This window comes from Acinetobacter piscicola, assembly GCF_002233755.1.
Classification (GTDB): Bacteria; Pseudomonadota; Gammaproteobacteria; order Pseudomonadales; family Moraxellaceae; genus Acinetobacter; species Acinetobacter piscicola.
Window position 1 is genome coordinate 141,861 of the sequence record NZ_NIFO01000006.1, and the last position, 17,826, is coordinate 159,686.

Sequence of the window (17,826 nt, forward strand, 5' to 3'; positions counted from 1 at the left end):
TTTCAAGTTATTGATTTTTAATAAAAATAAAATAAGAATAATTGAAGCTTCTGTTATTTAGTTTGAGCGAGCCCCAATTGCATCATTTTAGGAAAATCTGTAATCAAGCCATTGATACCCAAATCACGTAAATGTTGAGCGCGTTCAAGTGCATTAACCGTCCACACACTGACATTTAAATTGGCTTTTTGAGTGGCTTGAATGATTTCATCTGTTGCCAGTTGATTCATCCAACCGATTTGGCAGCATTTCAATGCTAAAGCCTGTTCAATGGCTTTTTCTCCAATATCATTTTCAATCAATAAGCCTTGTTTGAAACGACTGTTGTGTTGAAGAAGTGCTTGATGAATTTTCAAGTCAAAACTGGTGATGATCGCTGTATTTTCAAAACCTGTTAATTGTTTTTGTAATTCAATCACCAGTTTTTCAGCATATTGCGCTGTTTCAACTGCTTTAACTTCGACTTCAATATGTTCAAAATCATGCATTATTTTCAAACTTTGGCGTAGGGTCGGGGTGATTTGTTTTTCCCAATCCATCCAAATATTGGCTTGATTATAAGGTTCAAGTTCGGTGCTGCTTAAAGCATATAAGGCTTGGTCTATTGCTGTGGTTCTAAGGAAGTTGTCATCATGCATGATAATGAGTTCATCATCTTTTAACTGTCGGACATCAAACTCAACTGCACGAATGCCTAAATCGTGGATATATTGAAATCCACGCAGTGTATTTTCAGGTGCTTCGCCACGTGCGCCACGATGTCCAATGATTCTCATATTTCACTCAGCTTTTTGGGTCGTATTCATCTAATTTAAACGAGTTGTGATGAATTTAGAAATAAATTATAAAATTAAGATATTTAGAATTGGCTGTAAATTGTGTTGAAAAACTTATTGTTTTAGAAAAGCAAAAAACCACAGTTGGCTGGAATATCCTGAATCACTTCAAAGCATTGTATTGAAATGTATTGAAGCCAGAACAAAACTAGACCAACGGTGGCTTATTATCCTCTACCGCAATAGTGTAGCGCAGTCGCTTTTTTATCTTGATCAAGCCGTTATTTTATAGATGATCAAATTCAGATTGTTTTTAAATCATGAGCATACTGTGATCAAGATTCATTCATAAAAACACGTTTAAATCGTTTCGTTGATGTTTTTTTGCCACAGAACCTCATTGCCACCTTCAGCACGTTGTAAAGCACGTGAAGCAACGAAGAACCAGTCGGATAAACGATTAAGAAGTTGTAAAGCCGTTGCTTGGATATTCTGATCTCGAGTGTTCACCGTCATTAGGCTGCGTTCTGCACGACGACAAACAGCACGTGCTTGATGCGCATAGCTACAAACCAATGTTCCTGAAGGTAAAATAAATTCTTTAAGCATTGGCAAATCTTCATTCATACGGTCAATGTCTTTTTCCAGAAACTCGACACAGACAGGCTGTAATAAGTTGTAGTTTGGAATACAAACCTCACCACCCAAATCGAAAAGCCAATGTTGAATTAAGCTCAGTGATTTATCCCATTCCGCTTTTTCTACAATAGAACTTGCTGTAATTTGAGCTCGGAGTACACCAATAATTGCATTCAACTCATCGACATCACCCAATGCAGCAATACGAAGGTCATCTTTAGCGACACGTGAACCATCACCAAGTCCAGTCGTTCCCGAATCACCTGTACGGGTATAAATTTTACTTAAACGATGGCCCATAATTGTTTCCTTGTATGAAAAATGAAAAAAAGGATAATGCCGGTCAAAACATTATCCATAAACTGCGCTGTTTTAAAATTTTTTTGAGTTAAGGGACTGCCAACAGCCCCTTTGTTTTAGTAACGGAACGTTACCCCAGCCGAAGCAAGACGACCGCCATTGATGTAATAGTAACCATTGCTATATGACGTTGTTTTATATTCAACATCTCCAATATTTTGAATATTGGTGAATAGTTTTACGTTTGGATTGATATTCCAGAAAGCATTTACATCGACAGTGGCATAACCTGAAACTTTACTGTTTTTCGGTCTTGATTTAGCTGAAAGTGAGGTGCTGATGCCATAAACTTCGTTTTGGATACCAGTGGTCAAGGTTAAGCTTTGACGTGAACGACGTGGTAAGTCTTTATCCGTTTCTTTGTCTTTAGGTTGTACATAAGCATATGAAAGGTTAGTGAATAGCTCATCACTAGCCCAATCAAGATTAAACTCTCCGCCTGTAAATGTGGCTTTTTTCACATTGTACAAACGACCTTCATAAGTGATTGGATCAGTCACATAAGTGATTAGATCATCTACTTCATTGCGGTATGCAGAAAGCCCCATGCTGAGTGTATCTGTAATCTTTTGGTCAAGACCAACTTCATAGGAAACACTTTCTTCTGGATTTAAGTCAGGATTTCCACCCCAGCTCAGTGCATAGAGGTCATTATTGGTTGGTGCACGGAATGCTGTACCAATATTGGTATAAATGCTAGTCATCGGTAGAATTTGGTAACGTGCAGCAGCTTGTCCTACGGTATGTGTACCAAAAGTCTCGTGATCTTCTACACGTAAGCCTAATTGCGTATGTAATTTGTCAGATTGGTATTGGTGCTGTACAAAATAACCTGTGCTATCAACATCTTTGTTATAGTCTACGCCGTAAAAACCACTGCCTGAAAGCACATCAGATTTAACATTCTTGGTTGCTACACCCGCTAAAATATTTTGCGTTGGTGTAAATTGCCACTTGCTATAAAGCTCTGCTTCTTTGGTGGTGTTATAGATTGCATCATGTGAATCATTTTGCTCTAAGTCATCTTTAAATTGTGACAAGCGCGCATTGATTGAAAGGCTATCGTTTACATTTACACGGCCTTTGACATTAATGATCTCATTCTTAAAATCTTGAGAGACATTTTTTAAACCAATCAAGTTCCAATTGGCATCATTGACACCATCGACATAGGTTGAAGTGCCTTGGTTCTGTGAGTAATCTACAGATGCAGCATATTGTTCTTTTTCAACACCGAGTTTTGCACTAAAGCCTTTTTGGTCATATGAACCTGTTTTCACATTGGCATCTTTAAAATCTGTTACTTGTGTACCATCTGATTCGAGTCTTTGGCCACGAACTTGTGCATATACACCGTTTTCAGCCAAATCAGCACCGACTACAGATTTGTAAGTATTGTGTTCACCTATCTCTCCAGTAACAAATGCACCCGTTTTTTCAGGTGTTTTTGAAATGAGTTGAACGACGCCACCAATTGCATCTGTTCCGTATAGGACGGAAGCAGGGCCTTTTAGTACTTCAATTTGTTTAATATCTGTTGTATCAATAAATGCAAGTGATGCAGAACCCGCAGAACCCGTATTCAAACGAACACCATCACGTAATACTAGAGTATGCGTTGAGTTTGTCCCACGAGTAAATATAGATGCAGCCTGCCCATAACCGCCGTATTGCATCATATCAATAGAAGCATCGCTCATGAGTAAATGCGGTAATTCAGCAATCGGTGATTGTTCTAAAATATGTGGTTCAATAATTGAAATACGTGCAGGAACATTTTCAATTTTTTCTTCAGAACGCGTGGCTGTGACAACGATTGTGTCAAGTTGAGATCTTACTTCTGAATTGGAAGATGTAGTTTCGGCAAAACTAGTAGAAGATAGCCCCATCGCAATAGCGACAGCACCTACAAGTGTCGTAGGCTTAAAAGCTGAAAGTTTATAAAAACCAGACATGATATGCTCCATACATTCACTCCCCGTGAATGATTGAGTTAAAGGGCACAACAAGCAGGTATCCGGACTCAAATATAGAATCGATATCGATTCAAATTATTCCACCTTCCCACAAAAAGTTGCAGTGGTGTAAATCCTAAGATTTATAAAGAATAATTGTTCATTTTACCGTTGCGGGGGCAGTGTTGGATTTGCACCAACTTCCCTAAGCCTAAGCTAGACTCGTTGCATTTGCGCGCAGTATAAAGACAGATTAGGAATTAAACAATGTTGAATAGAGAATCCTATTGAACTTTAACGCAAGTGAGCAAAATTGCATTACAATGATTCGCTCAAACCGATTTAGATTCGTGAATTACACTGAATTAGAGTGATGAATATGCGTACTCGTGCCAAAATCTGTGGAATTACTCGTCCACAAGATATTCAAGCCGCTGTTGAAGCGGGTGCAGATGCAATTGGTCTAGTATTTTATGAACCAAGTCCACGCAATGTATCGATTGAATTGGCAAAACAATTGGCGCAACACATTCCACCGTATGTCAATATTGTCGGATTGTTTGTAAATGCTAGTCGTGAAGAGATCGCGCAGGTTTTAGAGCAAGTTCCTTTAGATATTCTTCAGTTTCATGGTGATGAAACGGCCGAACAGTGCCAACAGATTGCACAATATAATAAACGCCGTTGGTATAAAGCGATTCAAGTCAAACCCGATTTAGACAATTTAGAAATCATTCAGACAATTCGGCAATATCAACAAGCAGGAGCAAGTGCTATGCTCTTAGACGCATGGCATCCTGAACTCAAAGGTGGAACTGGACACAGTTTTGACTGGTCACAATTTCCCAAACTGGATATTCCTTTGATTTTGGCAGGTGGTTTAAAACCTGAAAATATTGAAGAAGCGATACAAACGACTCAAGCGTATGCGGTTGATGTCAGCGGAGGCGTAGAATCCGCAAAAGGTATTAAAGACCAACAACTCATTGAAAAATTTATGCAAGGAGTCCAACGTGGATCAGCAAAGTAATCAACAAGATAATTTACAAGATCAAGTGATTGACTATACCCAATACCCAGATCAAAACGGGCATTTCGGTATCCATGGCGGACGTTTTGTGTCAGAAACTCTGATGGCTGCTTTAGAAGATTTAGAGAAACTCTATTTCCGTATGAAAGATGATGCTCAGTTTTTGGCAGAATTCGACCGTGATCTTGCCTACTATGTAGGTCGTCCGAGTCCTTTATATTATGCTGAGCGATGGTCAAGAGAGTTGGGTGGTGCGCAAATTTACTTAAAACGTGAGGACTTGAATCATACAGGTTCGCACAAAGTGAATAACACTATTGGTCAAGCACTGCTTGCAAAGCTTTCTGGAAAAAAACGTATTATTGCTGAAACAGGTGCGGGGCAACATGGTGTTGCGACTGCAACAATCGCAGCGCGTTTAGGTCTTGAATGTGTTGTGTTCATGGGCGCAGAAGATGTGAAACGTCAAGCCATGAACGTGTATCGTATGCGTTTATTGGGTGCGACCGTTGTTCCAGTGGAAAGCGGTTCTAAAACATTGAAAGATGCCATGAACGAAGCGATGCGTGACTGGGTCACCAATGTGGATTCAACCTATTATGTGATTGGTACGGTTGCAGGACCACATCCGTATCCACAATTGGTTCGTGATTTCCAATCGATTATTGGTCGTGAAGCACGTAAACAAATTCAGGAGCAAGCGGGTCGCTTACCTGATGCTTTGGTGGCATGTGTAGGCGGTGGTTCAAATGCAATGGGCTTGTTCTACCCATTCTTAAATGACCAAGATGTCAAAATGTATGGTGTTGAAGCGGCAGGCTATGGTATTGAAACAGGTAAACATTCTGCTCCATTAAATGCAGGTCATGTTGGGGTTTTACACGGTAACCGTACTTATTTGATGTCTGATGAGCAAGGTCAGATCATTGAAACGCATTCAATTTCAGCAGGTTTGGATTATCCAGGAGTGGGCCCTGAACATAGCTTCTTGAAAGATATGCATCGTGTTGAATATGTGCCGATTAATGACAATGAAGCTTTACAAGGTTTCCGTGATTTAACCCATATTGAAGGCATTATTCCTGCATTAGAAAGTTCACATGCGATGGCTTATGTCACTAAACTTGCGCCAACCATGTCTAAGGATCAAATTATTATTGCGACGGTTTCAGGTCGTGGTGATAAGGATTTAATGACTGTGGCTCGTATTGATGGCGTGGAAATGGTTGAGATGTAATTTTCTTTGGAGGGGTTTTAGGTTGATATTTTTGAATATCAATACACTTAAATAAAAATCCCTCCCAGCCTCCCTTTAAAAAAGGGAGGAGACCTAGGGTTTAGAGGGAGAAGGGACGCTCAATATTAATTTTCGATCATTTTTGATTTTTCTAAGATATCTATTCCATCTAAATCTTTATTTAAAAAGATTTCTAATTAACAAGATTCAATTTATTGAGCTTAAAAATGTCTAGTTTGTTTATCGTTATGTTAGGTGGTCGTCATGCACGTGCCAATACTGAAGTTCACGATGTTGTCCTTGCGGTAGGGGATTCGCTTGAAGACATTTCTCCTCAACTCAAAAGTGCATGGTTTGGTGAGCAAAAAGGTCTGCATATCGATGCATGGGCAAAGTTGCAAGGTTTAACTTTTGAAAATAAAAACTATCAAATTCATTTTACAAATGCACAACCCAATCAAGCAGATCAAAAGCTTTGGCTAATCAATTTAGGCGGTTATGATGCACGTGAATTTGGCGAATTACATCGTTATGTTCTTGTTGTTGCACAGAATTCAATTGTTGCAAAGGAAAAGGGTAAACAGTATTTTGCAGCACACTGGCAAAAACAACATACCGATCAAGTTTTAGACGTGGATGACTGTATTGCCATTGACCATGTTTATGGGCGTTATGTGCAATTGGTTGAAGGAACTTTTGCTGAAGGCATTTGGGAAAATACCTATTTGCAAATTTAAAAAGCAATAACAACACATTGGTTCGTCAATGTGCTGAAAGTAGATCAAAAAAAACTAAATTATGGACGATGACGAATGAATGTTGAGTTTGTTGATGAAATTGCATTAGATACAGCAACAAAATTACAAATTGCAGACTTAATGAAAGCGTGTTTTCCAGAAGAAGATTTTCATGATCGGCATTATTTTAAGCAATTGCCGCATTATCGATTATTACTTAAAAATAAAAACCAACTGATTGGGCAGCTAGGTTTGGATTATCGTGTGATGACTTTAAATGATGAGCCGATCAATGTACTCGGCGTTATCGATTTTGCAATCTTTCCACAGTATCAAAAACAAGGTATGGCAAGGCTGTTATTCAATGAACTTGATTATTTAGCACAGAAATTTCAAACAAATATCGATTTTCTATTCCTCGTCGCTGATCAACATGATTTTTATCGAAAATTTGGTTTTGAATTAACCGCGCAACATGCACGATGGTTAGTCACAGAAGAACATATTAACTATGGCATGAAAGAAGGTTTTTTTGATGATTGCTTGATGTATAAGCAAGTTGGCTCAAAACCATGGATTGAAAATGGAAAGCTGGATTTCATGGGGTATTGGTATTAAATGCTTATCACATAAAGATATAAGCAATGAATAAATACATCAATACACGAATAAAAGCAGCAATTCTGCTCAAAGTATTGTAAATTCAATCGTTATATGACGCTTATCAATAAAACCGCTATTAAATATGTAAAAAACGCATTTCGTTGATAGATCAAATCTCGTTATATTGTGCATCGTTATAATTAAACTACTAGCTGTACGCCATGTATTTATATACTGATTTCGATCAGCAACTGATCAATGAACGTGTTGCACAATTCCGTGATCAAACGGAACGTTATTTAGCAGGTAAACTTACCGAAGATGAGTATCGTCCTTTACGTCTACAAAACGGTTTATACGTACAACGTTATGCACCGATGTTACGTATTGCAGTGCCTTACGGTTTAATGAATTCAAACCAATTACGCAAAATTGCAGAATTGGCAAAAGAATTTGACCGTGGTTATGCACATGTATCAACACGTCAAAATATTCAGTTTAACTGGCCAGCATTGGAAAATGTACCAGAGATGCTTGCCGAGTTGGCGACAGTGCAAATGCACGCCATTCAAACGTCAGGTAACTGTATTCGTAATACCACAACTGACCAATATGCAGGTGTTGTTGCAGGTGAGATAGCAGACCCACGTCCTACATGTGAATTGATTCGTCAATGGTCAACCTTCCATCCTGAATTTGCATTTTTACCACGTAAATTCAAAATTGCAGTTTCTGCACTTGAAGAAACGGATCGCGCTGCGACTTCATTCCACGATATTGGCGTTTATATCGTTAAAAATGAAGCGGGTGAAATGGGTTATAAAATTAAAGTGGGTGGCGGTTTAGGTCGTACACCTGTAATTGGTAGTTTCATTCGTGATTTCTTACCACGTGAAGATCTGATTGCTTATCTTGAAGCAGTTCTTCGTGTATATAACTTGCATGGTCGCCGTGATAATAAATACAAAGCACGTATTAAAATTTTAGTAAAAGCATTAACCCCTGCGGTTTTCGCTGAAAAAGTTGAAGCTGAGTTTGCACATACCATTCAGACTTTAAAAATTCAGCCTGAAATTTTGAAAAAATTGGATGAAGAATTCACACCATTTGATTATCAAGATTTACCAGATGAAAACTTTGATGCTTTATTTGCAACGCATCCAAAGTTTAAACAGTGGTTTAACATCAACACCAATGCGCATAAAGTGAAAGGCTATCGTATTGTGACGATTTCACTCAAACGTGCAGGTATTGCACCAGGTGATATGTCTGTTGAAGAAATGAATTTGATTGCAGATCTTGCTGATCAATATACATTTGGTGAATTGCGTACCACGCATGAACAAAATATTTCATTAGTTGATGTTCCGCAAAAAGATTTATTTGCGTTGTGGCAAGTGCTTGAAAATAACAACATGGCACGTGCACATATTGGTTTTATTACCGATATTATTTGCTGCCCAGGCGGTGATTTCTGTTCTTTAGCAAATGCAAAATCAATTCCAATTTCAGAAGCGATCACACGTCGTTTTGATGATTTAGACACGGTTTATAATCTAGGTCATATCGATTTGAATATTTCAGGTTGTATGAATGCTTGTGGTCATCACCATGTTGGTAATATCGGTATTTTGGGTGTAGATAAAAAAGGCGCTGAATTCTACCAAATTACTTTAGGTGGAAATGCAGACCATGATGCTTCAATTGGTGACATCTTGGGGCCTTCATTTGCAGCAGAAGTTGTTCCTGATGTGATTGATGAAATTTTAAATACTTACCTTGATTTACGTACTGAAGGCGAAGAATTTATCGAAACTTATCGCCGTGTGGGTATTCAACCATTTAAGGAGCGTGCATATGCTTAATACAGCACTTCAAGTCCTCTCTAAAGATGGCGAAATTGCAGATAATACCTACCAAATGATGAGTGAAGAGGGTGTTTTGCCGCAAGGTGATGTGGTTTTATTGGTTGATCAATTAGATCAAATTGCCAATATTTCAGGTAAAAAAGCACTGTATATCACTGTTGATGCTTCACCTGAAGTCAATCAATTTCCACTTGACCAACTTGATGCAATCTTTATTGAGTTTGCAGGCTTTAATGATGGTCGTGGTTATTCATTTGCAGCATTGTTACGCCGTCAGGGTTATCAAGGTGAACTTCGTGCGACAGGTGATATCTTTAAAGATGTTTTAAATTATTTAAAACGTTCAGGTTTTGACACTTTTGTGGTGAAAGAAGGTAAAGATATTATTGAAGCGGCTGCGGGTTTAAACGATTTTAAAAATCCATATCAAGCTTCGACTGGTGTTACTCAGGCACGTTATCAAACAGGTGCTTAATTCTTTAAAGCATAAAAAGCTGGACTTTGGTCCAGCTTTTTTGTATTTATAATTAGAAAATTCAATATTAATAAATATTTAAGTGAAGCGTTATGAATAAAGCATTTTTACTTGGGGTATTGCTCACTTTAGGTGGTATTGCTTCATGTGGAACAACCGAGAATCCAAAAGAAGAACAGATTAGTAGTTATGGAAGTAAACTTGAAGATTATAGTCAGGTCGACTTAGAAAAATTAGAATCTCTTGCAAATCAAAATGATGCATTAGCACAAACTGAACTTGCTTTACGTACATTAATGGGTTTGAGAGGTGTGGCTGAGAAAAATCCTAAAGTTGGAATGATGTGGTTAGAAAAAGCTGCGGGAACAGGTGAAGTTGAAGCGATTTACCAATTGAGTGAGCTATATATAACGCCGTCACTTTCAGGAGTTCCTCAAAATAATGAAAAATCGAAAGAATTACTATATAAAGCAGCAAATATGAATCATGCTTCAGCTCAAACGATGTTAGGTAATCGTTTAAGCTTTGGTGCTTATGGTTTTAAAAGAGATAAAGCTGAAGCAGAAAAATGGTTAGAAAAAGCCATTGAAAATGGAAATGAAGGGGCTAAATTTCAATTGGAAGTATTAAAAAAGATGAAAAACTAATTTCTTAAACTGATATTGATTCCAAATGATTATTGTTAATTTAGGGTGTGTGAATATTGATGTCTAAATATTGAATACTTAGACATCATACAAAAGCGATATTTAAAAGAAAGGTGTGTCAATAAACTTATAAAAGAAAGCTGCGCCGAGTGATGGTGCAAGCAGGATTGGAAATAAGAAACCATAAACGGCACCTGCAACATGAGCTCGGTGATCAATCAACGGAGAATGCCCCGAACGAATCGCATACATGCTATAACACAGATAAATTGTTCCAAAAATAATGGCAGGAACAGGGATAAAATAAATATAAATCATTCCCCATGGATCAAATAAAATAGCACTAAAAAGTACAGCATTGACTGCACCTGATGCACCTAAACTACGATAAGAATTTAAATTCCGATTGTGTAGGTAACTTGGAATAGCAGCCACAATAATTGCACTACAATAAAATAGTACAAAGCCCATACCACTTAAGTAATCACGAAAGAACCATTCAATACTTCGCCCAAAGAAATAAAGTGTGAACATATTAAAGAACAAATGCACACCATCATTATGAATAAAACCATGGGTCAGGAATCGATCATATTGACCATGTTTAATGGCTGAAATATTAAAAATCAAACGATTCATAATATTACGATGCTGCCAAGCAGCAATAGAAGTCAAAATCGTGATGAGAATAATCAGAATAGTATGTGTAAGGCCAGTCATCATCTTGTTATAAATTATGTTGAAATATGCAATGTAATATAACCTAAATGATTACCTATCAATAGGCTATATTGCATTTTGGGAAAATAATTAAACGAAATTACTCAGCCAATAACTGGCAATTAACCATCCATTTCACACCAAACTGATCGGTAAAAGCACCATATAAAGCGCCCCAAAAGGTATTGTCCAGGGCCATTTCAATTTCACCATTGACGGACAATGCATTGAAAAGGCGGCGAGCTTCATTTTCCTCATGTGGATCTAAATTGATGGAAATATAATGGTTGTTTCCCTTACTGAAAGGAGTGTTATTTGAAGCGCAAAATTGTTCTGAAATATCTGAACCCATTAAGACTGTAAAATCATTTATGGGTAAAGAGACATGAAGAATATAATCTTTTTCTTTTTCAGAAACCTGAGCATCAGGAAGCTCTGAATAACGTTTGAAAATAAGAAATTCTCCACCAAACACCGACTGATAAAAATTAAAAGCCGCTTCAGTTTCACCCTGAAAATTTAAATAGTGATTTAGATGCATGCTATAAATCCATTTTGTTGTTTTGAAGAGAATAATCTAGCAGTTAGCTGCTTCAAGTTGATGGATATTTTGTAATCGAAAATAAAAATCCCCCAGTGAATGGAGGATTAAATTTTGAACTTGAAAATTACTTTATTTTCCTAAAAGTAATTTCAAAAAGGATTATAAAATTTCAATCGCGATTGCAGTTGCTTCACCACCACCGATACAAAGTGCTGCAATCCCTTTTTTACCACCAGTACGTTTTAGGGCATGTATCAACGTTAAAATGATACGTGAACCCGTTGAACCAACAGGATGGCCTAGTGCGCATGCACCACCATTGATATTGACTTTCTCTACATCTAATTTGAAGTCATCAATTGGGCACATCGCCACCATAGCAAAAGCTTCATTGATTTCCCAAAGGTCTACATCTTGTGCATCCCAACCAGTTTTGTTTAAAACTTTTTGGATTGCGCCAACAGGAGCAATGGTAAACTCAGAAGGGTGCTGTGAATTTGATGCATAAGCAACGATTTTAGCAAGAGGGTTTAAGCCTTTTGCAGCTGCATGATCAGCAGATGTTAGAACAAGTGCTGATGCACCATCTGAAATCGAACTTGCATTTGCAGCAGTAATCGTACCGTCTTTAGCAAAAGCTGGACGCAAAGTTGGAATTTTTGCAATATTGGCATTGAAAGGTTGTTCATCTTTGTCAACAACAACATCGCCTTTACGTGTAGATACTGTGACTGGAGTAATTTCGTCTGCGAAATAACCTTCAGTAATAGCTTTTTGAGCACGTTGTAGTGAACGAATTGCAAAATCATCCATTTGTTCACGCGTATAACCGCGAGTATTTGCCATATCTTGAGCAAATGAACCCATCAAACGACCAGTTTCAGCATCTTCTAAACCATCAAAGAACATATGGTCTTTGATTTCGCCATGACCCATGCGATAACCACCACGCGCTTTAGGCAGTAAATAAGGTGCATTGGTCATCGATTCCATACCACCTGCAACAACGACTTCCGTAGAACCTGCTTTGATTGCATCTGCAGCTTGCATAACAGCTTTCATGCCAGAACCACACAATTTATTGATGGTCACAGCACCAGTAGAATCTGGAAGTCCTGCCTTACGCATTGCTTGGCGAGCTGGACCTTGTTTTAAACCTGCTGGAAGTACACAGCCCATAATGACTTCTTGTACATCACTCGGCTGTAAACCAGCACGAGCAATGGCTTCTTTAATCGTCACAGCACCTAAATCAGGAGCTGTAACGTCCGCAAGGCTTCCTTGAAATCCGCCCATTGCGGTGCGCGCACCATTCACAATTACGATGTCAGTCATTGTTCTATTCTCCAATCAGTATTCTATGATTTTTTCAAAAACCTAAGCAGTATATAAAAAACTGATTCAGAAGAAAGTAGCAATATTGAATATATCTAGACTGTAGTGACCAGTTTTTAGCATTCATACTTTTAGCAGACATAGTTTGTATCAGGTCGAATATTTCCCATTTTTCCGATATATAGCCTTAGATCATTTTTAATTTGAGCTGTACTACAATAATAAAAACTTCCAGGTGCACCTCTAGGTAGTCCCGTATCTCCTTGTAATGTGAGTACATAGGTACTGCTCGAACTACCTTTCCAGGTTAACTGACCATATTTAATATTATGTTCAGTTTTGAAGAGTATATGCTCATCCGCATCGACTACTTTGTTCCGATTTCTATCTGTAAAGATAACAACGCCCTTATTCCATTGGTTATTTTCGCACTGGATTAAGTTTTCCGATGAACAGATTACGACAGGAGTGTGCAGTAGCAACGCTTGACTTTTTGCAAATGATAAGTATTGTTGAGTGAGTGGTTTAATTGAGTTAAGTTCTTGCTTTTGCATTAGATTGTGATAGTAGGGAATGCAAATTAGACTTAAAATTGAGATTATTGAAATAGTTACAATAAGTTCAAACAGCGTGAAACCGCAGTCTTTACAATAAAAGTACATAATAAAATCTTCTGTTGTTGTGTGTTTTTATTTGATAAATAATGTTTTTTCTTTTAAATTTGATTCAAAGGTAATTGTAGTAAAATATTTATTACTATCGTATTCTTTTGCTGTTAAAATAAAAGTAGCAAAAAGATAAGCGATTCATGAAGAAAAATTGAGTAAAAATTTACCGAATTACAACGGAAATTGTAAGTAATTTTGTCAATAATTTACTTGATTAAAGTTATCAAGCACTTGGAAAAATAATCAGGTGTTTGTATGATTCAACGTGAGTAGCTTAAAAATAATACTGGGGTATTAAATTCTATCTCAGGATAGCCAATAAATTTTAGGCTAAGCTTGAACAACAATTGTTATCTCTGGAGGATATCCATGAAATTGAGTCGTATCGCACTTGCAATGCTTGTTGCTGCACCTTTCGCTGCTGCTAATGCTGGTGTAACTATTACACCTTTAATGCTTGGTTACACTTTCCAAGACTCTCAACACAATAACGGTGGTGACAAGGGCGAGTTAACTAACGGTCCTGAGCTACAAAACGATTTATTCGTTGGTGCTGCTGTTGGTGTAGAACTTACTCCATGGTTAGGTTTCGAAGCTGAATATAACCAAGTTAAGGGTGATTTGGACGGTACAGGTGTTTCTGGTTCTGAATACAAACAAAAACAAATCAATGGTAACTTCTATGTTACTTCAGATTTGATCACTAAAGACTATGACAGCAAAATCAAACCTTACGTTCTTTTAGGTGCTGGTCATTACAAATATGAATTAGACGATATGTCTTATCATAACGATGAAGAAGGTACTTTAGGTAATGCTGGTTTTGGTGCTTTCTGGCGCTTAAACGATGCTTTATCTCTTCGTACAGAAGCTCGTAGCACTTATAACTTCGACGAAAAATTCTGGAACTATACGGCTCTTGCTGGTCTTAACGTAGTTCTAGGTGGTCACTTGAAGCCTGCTGCTCCTGTAGTAGAAGTTGCTCCAGTTGTTCCAGCTCCAGTTCCAGTAGCTCCTGAGCCACAACAGTTGACTGAAGACTTGAACATGGAACTTCGTGTGTTCTTTGATACAAACAAATCAAACATCAAAGATCAATACAAGCCAGAAGTTGCGAAAGTAGCTGAAAAATTATCTGAATTCCCGAATGCGACTGCTCGTATTGAAGGTCACACAGATAACACTGGTCCACGTAAGTTAAACGAACGTTTATCTTTAGCTCGTGCTAACTCTGTTAAATCAGCGCTAGTAAGCGAGTACAACATTGATGCATCTCGTTTGTCTACTCAAGGTTTCGCTTGGGATCAACCGATTGCTGACAACAAAACTAAAGAAGGTCGTGCTATGAACCGTCGTGTATTCGCGACGATCACTGGTAGCCGTACTGTAACTCAATAATTTATTGAGAATAAAAAAGCGACTCGTCAGAGTCGCTTTTTTTTATAAAATAATTATAATGGTTAAAATATCTAAATATTAAATGAATTAAAATTAATGAATAAGAAGTTAATCATCATCATTGCGAATAGGCTATTGATAGGCTTGATTTTCATTGGCCTAACTGCCTGTAGCTATGTTGATTCAAATCCAAAGACAAACTCGATTCAAATAGAACAGCCAAAAGAGGTAATGAACTTAAAAAAAGGTTTGGAAATTTACTTTAAAAATAAATCTACGGTTATTGATGAACAATATAAATCAACGTTATCAATCGCTTCTCAATTACTGAAAAATAATAAAAACTTTATTTTACAAATTGATGGTCATACTGATAGTTCAGGATCTTTAGCAGCAAATAATAAAGTATCTACAATTCGTGCGAATATTGTGAAAGATTTTATTCTCAATGAATATAACGTGAACCCAAATCAATTGATTGCAACAGGATTAGGACCAGTAAAACCAATCGCAAATAATAGTACAGCAGATGGCCGAGCAAAAAATAGAAGAGTGACTGTAACATTAAAGATTCAGTAATTAGATCGATAAAATGATTTGAATCACTTCGATATCAAATTAAAGGTATTATAATTGATGATTCTCTTACTTAGTTTTAGTCTGAAAATTCATGAGTTTGCAACTTCCTAAACAACTGATTGATCTTGAAGCGAACTGTGGAATATTTGCAGTGTGGGTCGTGTTACAACATTATTCAATCCATATTGAGATCGATCAGCTTACTAAGCTTTGCAACTATGATCAAGAGGATGGAACTTTCAGCATAGGTTTAGCACTTGGATTAAAAAAGTTGGGCTTTGATATCATGTTTTATACGGATGATGATCCAGATATCCATGAAAAAGAGACCAGTTGTTATGCTGAAGCAAAGGCTTTAAACATTCCAATACATCAAGCCTTGGCTTATCAGGATATCCAAAAGGCAGTAGTATCACAAGGACATTTTGCAATTGTTTATTACGATACTTTAGATGGGGTTGGCAATCATTCATTGGTCTATTCAATGGATGAAAAGGAAATTTGTTTTTTTGATAGTTTTGATGCAATGCCAGCAGCAATTTTTGAGCAACAGCGTCGCGCCGAGGGAATTTGTCAGCAGGTCATTATCATTGGTGATTATCAAGCACCTATTCGATATAGCTGATTTTGATGAACTACCTCAGTAAATCGAAATTTACTGAGGTAGTGTTGAATGGATATTATCAAAGTTATACGTTTAAGACTTTGAAAAGAGCTTAAAAATTAACCTTTGATACAAAGTACTTGTTTCAGGGTATGTACGACTTCAATCAGATCGCTTTGATTCGCCATAACTTGACGAATATCTTTATACGCACTCGGTATTTCATCAACAACCCCTTTGTCTTTACGACATTCAATACCCTGAGTTTGTGCAATTAAGTCTTGTTGATTAAATAGGTTCTTGGCTTTGGTACGACTCATTTTTCTGCCTGCACCATGTGAACATGAGCAAAAAGATTCAGGATTTCCTTTGCCTTTGACGATAAAGGATTGTGCACCCATTGAGCCAGGGATAATGCCATATTCATCAAGACCTGCACGAATTGCACCTTTACGTGTTACAAAAACTTCTTCACCAAAATGAAGCTCCTTTCGTACATAGTTGTGATGACAATTGATTGCTTCTTTGGTCATTTGAAAGTTTGGTAGTAGAGGGCGAATTGCTTCTAAAATCAAACGCATCATTTCACGTCTATTTTCAAAAGCATATTCTTGTGCCCATTCTACGGCTTCAACATAATCATCGAAATTGGTTGAGCCTTCAGCAAAATAACTTAAGTCTTTATCTGGTACATGTCCAAAACGATGCTGTGCTTCTTTTTTAGCACGTTCTATAAAATATGTACCAATGACATTACCTAAACCACGACTACCAGAATGTAACATTACCCAAATATCATCATTTTCATCGATACAGAGTTCGATAAAATGGTTACCACCACCTAATGTACCCAGTTGCTTTTGCCATGTTGAATCAAAGCTACGAAGCATACGTTTTAAAGCGGGATGCTTATCTGTAATTAATTTTAGCTTTTTATCTAAGGGTGAAAGCGTAGATGCTTTGGCTTTGACTTGTTTGTGCATTTCAAAACCAACAGGTACTTTTCTTTCAATCGCATTACGTAAAGCGCTTAAATTATCAGGTAATTGCCCCGCTTTTAAACTCAGTCGTAAAGCATTCATTCCACAGCCTATATCCACTCCTACAGCAGCAGGAATAATGGCGTTTTTAGTTGGAATGACGCTACCGACAGTTGCACCTTTGCCCAAATGTACATCAGGCATGACGGCAATATGCGAGTGAATAAATTGCAATTGTGCCATTTTACGCAATTGAGTTAAGCTTTCTTCATCCACATCTTGGGTGTAAATTTTTACTGGAACGCCATATTCTGCTTTGGCGTTTAAAATCATTTGTATGCTCATTTTATTTCTCTAAGCAAATTATTTTTATTGTCCGATATTGTTTTAAAAGGACTTCATTTGAATACCAAATTCAAATTTTAGACCATAAAAAACCTAGCGAATGCTAGGTTGAAACTGACATTCGGACACTTGGGATTAATTCAGTGCCCGTGAGTAGACGACTGCTTAATCTTATTTAAAATTTCTCTCTTGTTTCAGCATGTCATACTCCTTATATTTTGGGGTTTGTTTAAACCACAGTTAACGAAAATCTTTTGGTTGGAAATGAACCAATGGCGGCTATTCTATAAATAAAAATAAGTTTGTCAATTGATTTAAAAAAATAT

At 37.3% G+C, this 17,826-nt stretch carries 18 protein-coding genes and 1 riboswitch; of the genes, 10 read left to right on the forward strand and 8 right to left on the reverse strand.

Translation table 11 applies throughout. The features are described from left to right. Positions 1 to 53 precede the first annotated feature (53 nt). From CDA10_RS11490 to CDA10_RS11500, 3 genes are all read right to left on the reverse strand, one after another. The gene (locus CDA10_RS11490; RefSeq protein ID WP_089605737.1) at positions 54 to 776 is read right to left on the reverse strand and encodes a glycerophosphodiester phosphodiesterase; all 723 of its coding nucleotides are present in this window, start codon (positions 774 to 776) and stop codon (positions 54 to 56) included. Between the two features lie 360 nt (positions 777 to 1,136). After that, entirely contained in the window at positions 1,137 to 1,715 is a 579-nt protein-coding gene (locus CDA10_RS11495) for a cob(I)yrinic acid a,c-diamide adenosyltransferase (protein WP_089605738.1), read from the reverse strand. 116 nt (positions 1,716 to 1,831) lie between these two features. Next, a complete protein-coding gene (locus tag CDA10_RS11500; protein ID WP_089605739.1) occupies positions 1,832 to 3,742 on the reverse strand; it encodes a TonB-dependent receptor plug domain-containing protein in 1,911 nt (636 codons plus the stop codon). Between the two features lie 24 nt (positions 3,743 to 3,766). Continuing rightward, positions 3,767 to 3,971, reverse strand: a riboswitch (cobalamin riboswitch). A gap of 138 nt (positions 3,972 to 4,109) precedes the next feature. Between CDA10_RS11500 and CDA10_RS11505 the strand changes: the two genes are divergently transcribed. The 7 genes from CDA10_RS11505 to CDA10_RS11535 all read left to right on the forward strand — a co-directional run bounded on the left by CDA10_RS11505 (position 4,110) and on the right by CDA10_RS11535 (position 10,327). After that, positions 4,110 to 4,760 (forward strand): phosphoribosylanthranilate isomerase, encoded by a 651-nt coding sequence (locus CDA10_RS11505; protein ID WP_089605740.1) that lies wholly within the window; start codon positions 4,110 to 4,112, stop codon positions 4,758 to 4,760. After that, positions 4,744 to 5,997: a tryptophan synthase subunit beta gene (trpB, locus tag CDA10_RS11510; RefSeq protein WP_089605741.1), complete on the forward strand. Its 1,254-nt coding sequence runs from the start codon at positions 4,744 to 4,746 to the stop codon at positions 5,995 to 5,997. Before CDA10_RS11505 ends, trpB begins: the two co-directional genes overlap by 17 nt. Before the next feature lie 227 nt (positions 5,998 to 6,224). Next, complete coding sequence (locus tag CDA10_RS11515; protein WP_089605742.1) at positions 6,225 to 6,734, forward strand: DUF1543 domain-containing protein; 510 nt, start codon at positions 6,225 to 6,227, stop codon at positions 6,732 to 6,734. A gap of 75 nt (positions 6,735 to 6,809) precedes the next feature. Then, positions 6,810 to 7,352, forward strand: a complete 543-nt coding sequence (locus CDA10_RS11520) for a GNAT family N-acetyltransferase (RefSeq protein ID WP_089605743.1) — start codon at positions 6,810 to 6,812, stop codon at positions 7,350 to 7,352. A 206-nt stretch (positions 7,353 to 7,558) separates the two neighbouring features. Next, positions 7,559 to 9,202 (forward strand): nitrite/sulfite reductase, encoded by a 1,644-nt coding sequence (locus tag CDA10_RS11525; RefSeq protein WP_089605744.1) that lies wholly within the window; start codon positions 7,559 to 7,561, stop codon positions 9,200 to 9,202. Then, positions 9,195 to 9,680 (forward strand): DUF934 domain-containing protein, encoded by a 486-nt coding sequence (locus tag CDA10_RS11530; protein ID WP_089605745.1) that lies wholly within the window; start codon positions 9,195 to 9,197, stop codon positions 9,678 to 9,680. Before CDA10_RS11525 ends, CDA10_RS11530 begins: the two co-directional genes overlap by 8 nt. Before the next feature lie 92 nt (positions 9,681 to 9,772). After that, on the forward strand, positions 9,773 to 10,327 hold the full coding sequence (locus CDA10_RS11535) for a tetratricopeptide repeat protein (RefSeq protein WP_089605746.1): 555 nt from the start codon (positions 9,773 to 9,775) through the stop codon (positions 10,325 to 10,327). A 102-nt stretch (positions 10,328 to 10,429) separates the two neighbouring features. Here CDA10_RS11535 and CDA10_RS11540 read toward each other — a convergent pair whose 3' ends face one another. The 4 genes from CDA10_RS11540 to CDA10_RS11555 form a co-directional block, all read right to left on the reverse strand. Next, the gene (locus CDA10_RS11540; protein ID WP_089605747.1) at positions 10,430 to 11,050 is read right to left on the reverse strand and encodes a rhomboid family intramembrane serine protease; all 621 of its coding nucleotides are present in this window, start codon (positions 11,048 to 11,050) and stop codon (positions 10,430 to 10,432) included. 97 nt (positions 11,051 to 11,147) lie between these two features. Continuing rightward, positions 11,148 to 11,588: a VOC family protein gene (locus CDA10_RS11545; protein WP_089605748.1), complete on the reverse strand. Its 441-nt coding sequence runs from the start codon at positions 11,586 to 11,588 to the stop codon at positions 11,148 to 11,150. Between the two features lie 162 nt (positions 11,589 to 11,750). Then, entirely contained in the window at positions 11,751 to 12,926 is a 1,176-nt protein-coding gene (locus CDA10_RS11550) for a thiolase family protein (protein WP_089605749.1), read from the reverse strand. Positions 12,927 to 13,057: 131 nt separating this feature from the next. Next, the gene (locus CDA10_RS11555) at positions 13,058 to 13,588 is read right to left on the reverse strand and encodes a GspH/FimT family protein (RefSeq protein ID WP_089605750.1); all 531 of its coding nucleotides are present in this window, start codon (positions 13,586 to 13,588) and stop codon (positions 13,058 to 13,060) included. Between the two features lie 375 nt (positions 13,589 to 13,963). On the opposite strand from CDA10_RS11555, the gene omp38 reads away from it, so the two are divergent. The 3 genes from omp38 (at position 13,964) to CDA10_RS11570 (ending at position 16,196) form a co-directional block, all read left to right on the forward strand. After that, positions 13,964 to 14,992, forward strand: a complete 1,029-nt coding sequence (gene omp38, locus CDA10_RS11560; RefSeq protein ID WP_089605751.1) for an outer membrane protein Omp38 — start codon at positions 13,964 to 13,966, stop codon at positions 14,990 to 14,992. 96 nt (positions 14,993 to 15,088) lie between these two features. Then, entirely contained in the window at positions 15,089 to 15,571 is a 483-nt protein-coding gene (locus CDA10_RS11565) for an OmpA family protein (protein WP_089605752.1), read from the forward strand. A 91-nt stretch (positions 15,572 to 15,662) separates the two neighbouring features. Beyond that, positions 15,663 to 16,196: a cysteine peptidase family C39 domain-containing protein gene (locus tag CDA10_RS11570; RefSeq protein ID WP_089605753.1), complete on the forward strand. Its 534-nt coding sequence runs from the start codon at positions 15,663 to 15,665 to the stop codon at positions 16,194 to 16,196. A gap of 98 nt (positions 16,197 to 16,294) precedes the next feature. On the opposite strand, the gene CDA10_RS11575 is transcribed toward CDA10_RS11570, so the two are convergent. Further along, positions 16,295 to 17,500, reverse strand: a complete 1,206-nt coding sequence (locus CDA10_RS11575) for an RtcB family protein (protein WP_089605754.1) — start codon at positions 17,498 to 17,500, stop codon at positions 16,295 to 16,297. Positions 17,501 to 17,826 lie beyond the last annotated feature (326 nt).

Bases quoted from the DNA above. Each gene is read 5' to 3' on its own strand.
- CDA10_RS11490 (WP_089605737.1), bottom strand. From the start codon at position 776: ATGAGAATCATTGGACATCGTGGCGCACGTGGCGAAGCACCTGAAAAT.
- CDA10_RS11495 (WP_089605738.1), bottom strand. From the start codon at position 1,715: ATGGGCCATCGTTTAAGTAAAATTTATACCCGTACAGGTGATTCGGGA.
- CDA10_RS11500 (WP_089605739.1), bottom strand. From the start codon at position 3,742: ATGGAGCATATCATGTCTGGTTTTTATAAACTTTCAGCTTTTAAGCCT.
- CDA10_RS11505 (WP_089605740.1), top strand. From the start codon at position 4,110: ATGCGTACTCGTGCCAAAATCTGTGGAATTACTCGTCCACAAGATATT.
- CDA10_RS11515 (WP_089605742.1), top strand. From the start codon at position 6,225: ATGTCTAGTTTGTTTATCGTTATGTTAGGTGGTCGTCATGCACGTGCC.
- CDA10_RS11520 (WP_089605743.1), top strand. From the start codon at position 6,810: ATGAATGTTGAGTTTGTTGATGAAATTGCATTAGATACAGCAACAAAA.
- CDA10_RS11525 (WP_089605744.1), top strand. From the start codon at position 7,559: ATGTATTTATATACTGATTTCGATCAGCAACTGATCAATGAACGTGTT.
- CDA10_RS11530 (WP_089605745.1), top strand. From the start codon at position 9,195: ATGCTTAATACAGCACTTCAAGTCCTCTCTAAAGATGGCGAAATTGCA.
- CDA10_RS11535 (WP_089605746.1), top strand. From the start codon at position 9,773: ATGAATAAAGCATTTTTACTTGGGGTATTGCTCACTTTAGGTGGTATT.
- CDA10_RS11540 (WP_089605747.1), bottom strand. From the start codon at position 11,050: ATGATGACTGGCCTTACACATACTATTCTGATTATTCTCATCACGATT.
- CDA10_RS11545 (WP_089605748.1), bottom strand. From the start codon at position 11,588: ATGCATCTAAATCACTATTTAAATTTTCAGGGTGAAACTGAAGCGGCT.
- CDA10_RS11550 (WP_089605749.1), bottom strand. From the start codon at position 12,926: ATGACTGACATCGTAATTGTGAATGGTGCGCGCACCGCAATGGGCGGA.
- CDA10_RS11555 (WP_089605750.1), bottom strand. From the start codon at position 13,588: ATGTACTTTTATTGTAAAGACTGCGGTTTCACGCTGTTTGAACTTATT.
- omp38 (WP_089605751.1), top strand. From the start codon at position 13,964: ATGAAATTGAGTCGTATCGCACTTGCAATGCTTGTTGCTGCACCTTTC.
- CDA10_RS11565 (WP_089605752.1), top strand. From the start codon at position 15,089: ATGAATAAGAAGTTAATCATCATCATTGCGAATAGGCTATTGATAGGC.
- CDA10_RS11570 (WP_089605753.1), top strand. From the start codon at position 15,663: ATGAGTTTGCAACTTCCTAAACAACTGATTGATCTTGAAGCGAACTGT.
- CDA10_RS11575 (WP_089605754.1), bottom strand. From the start codon at position 17,500: ATGAGCATACAAATGATTTTAAACGCCAAAGCAGAATATGGCGTTCCA.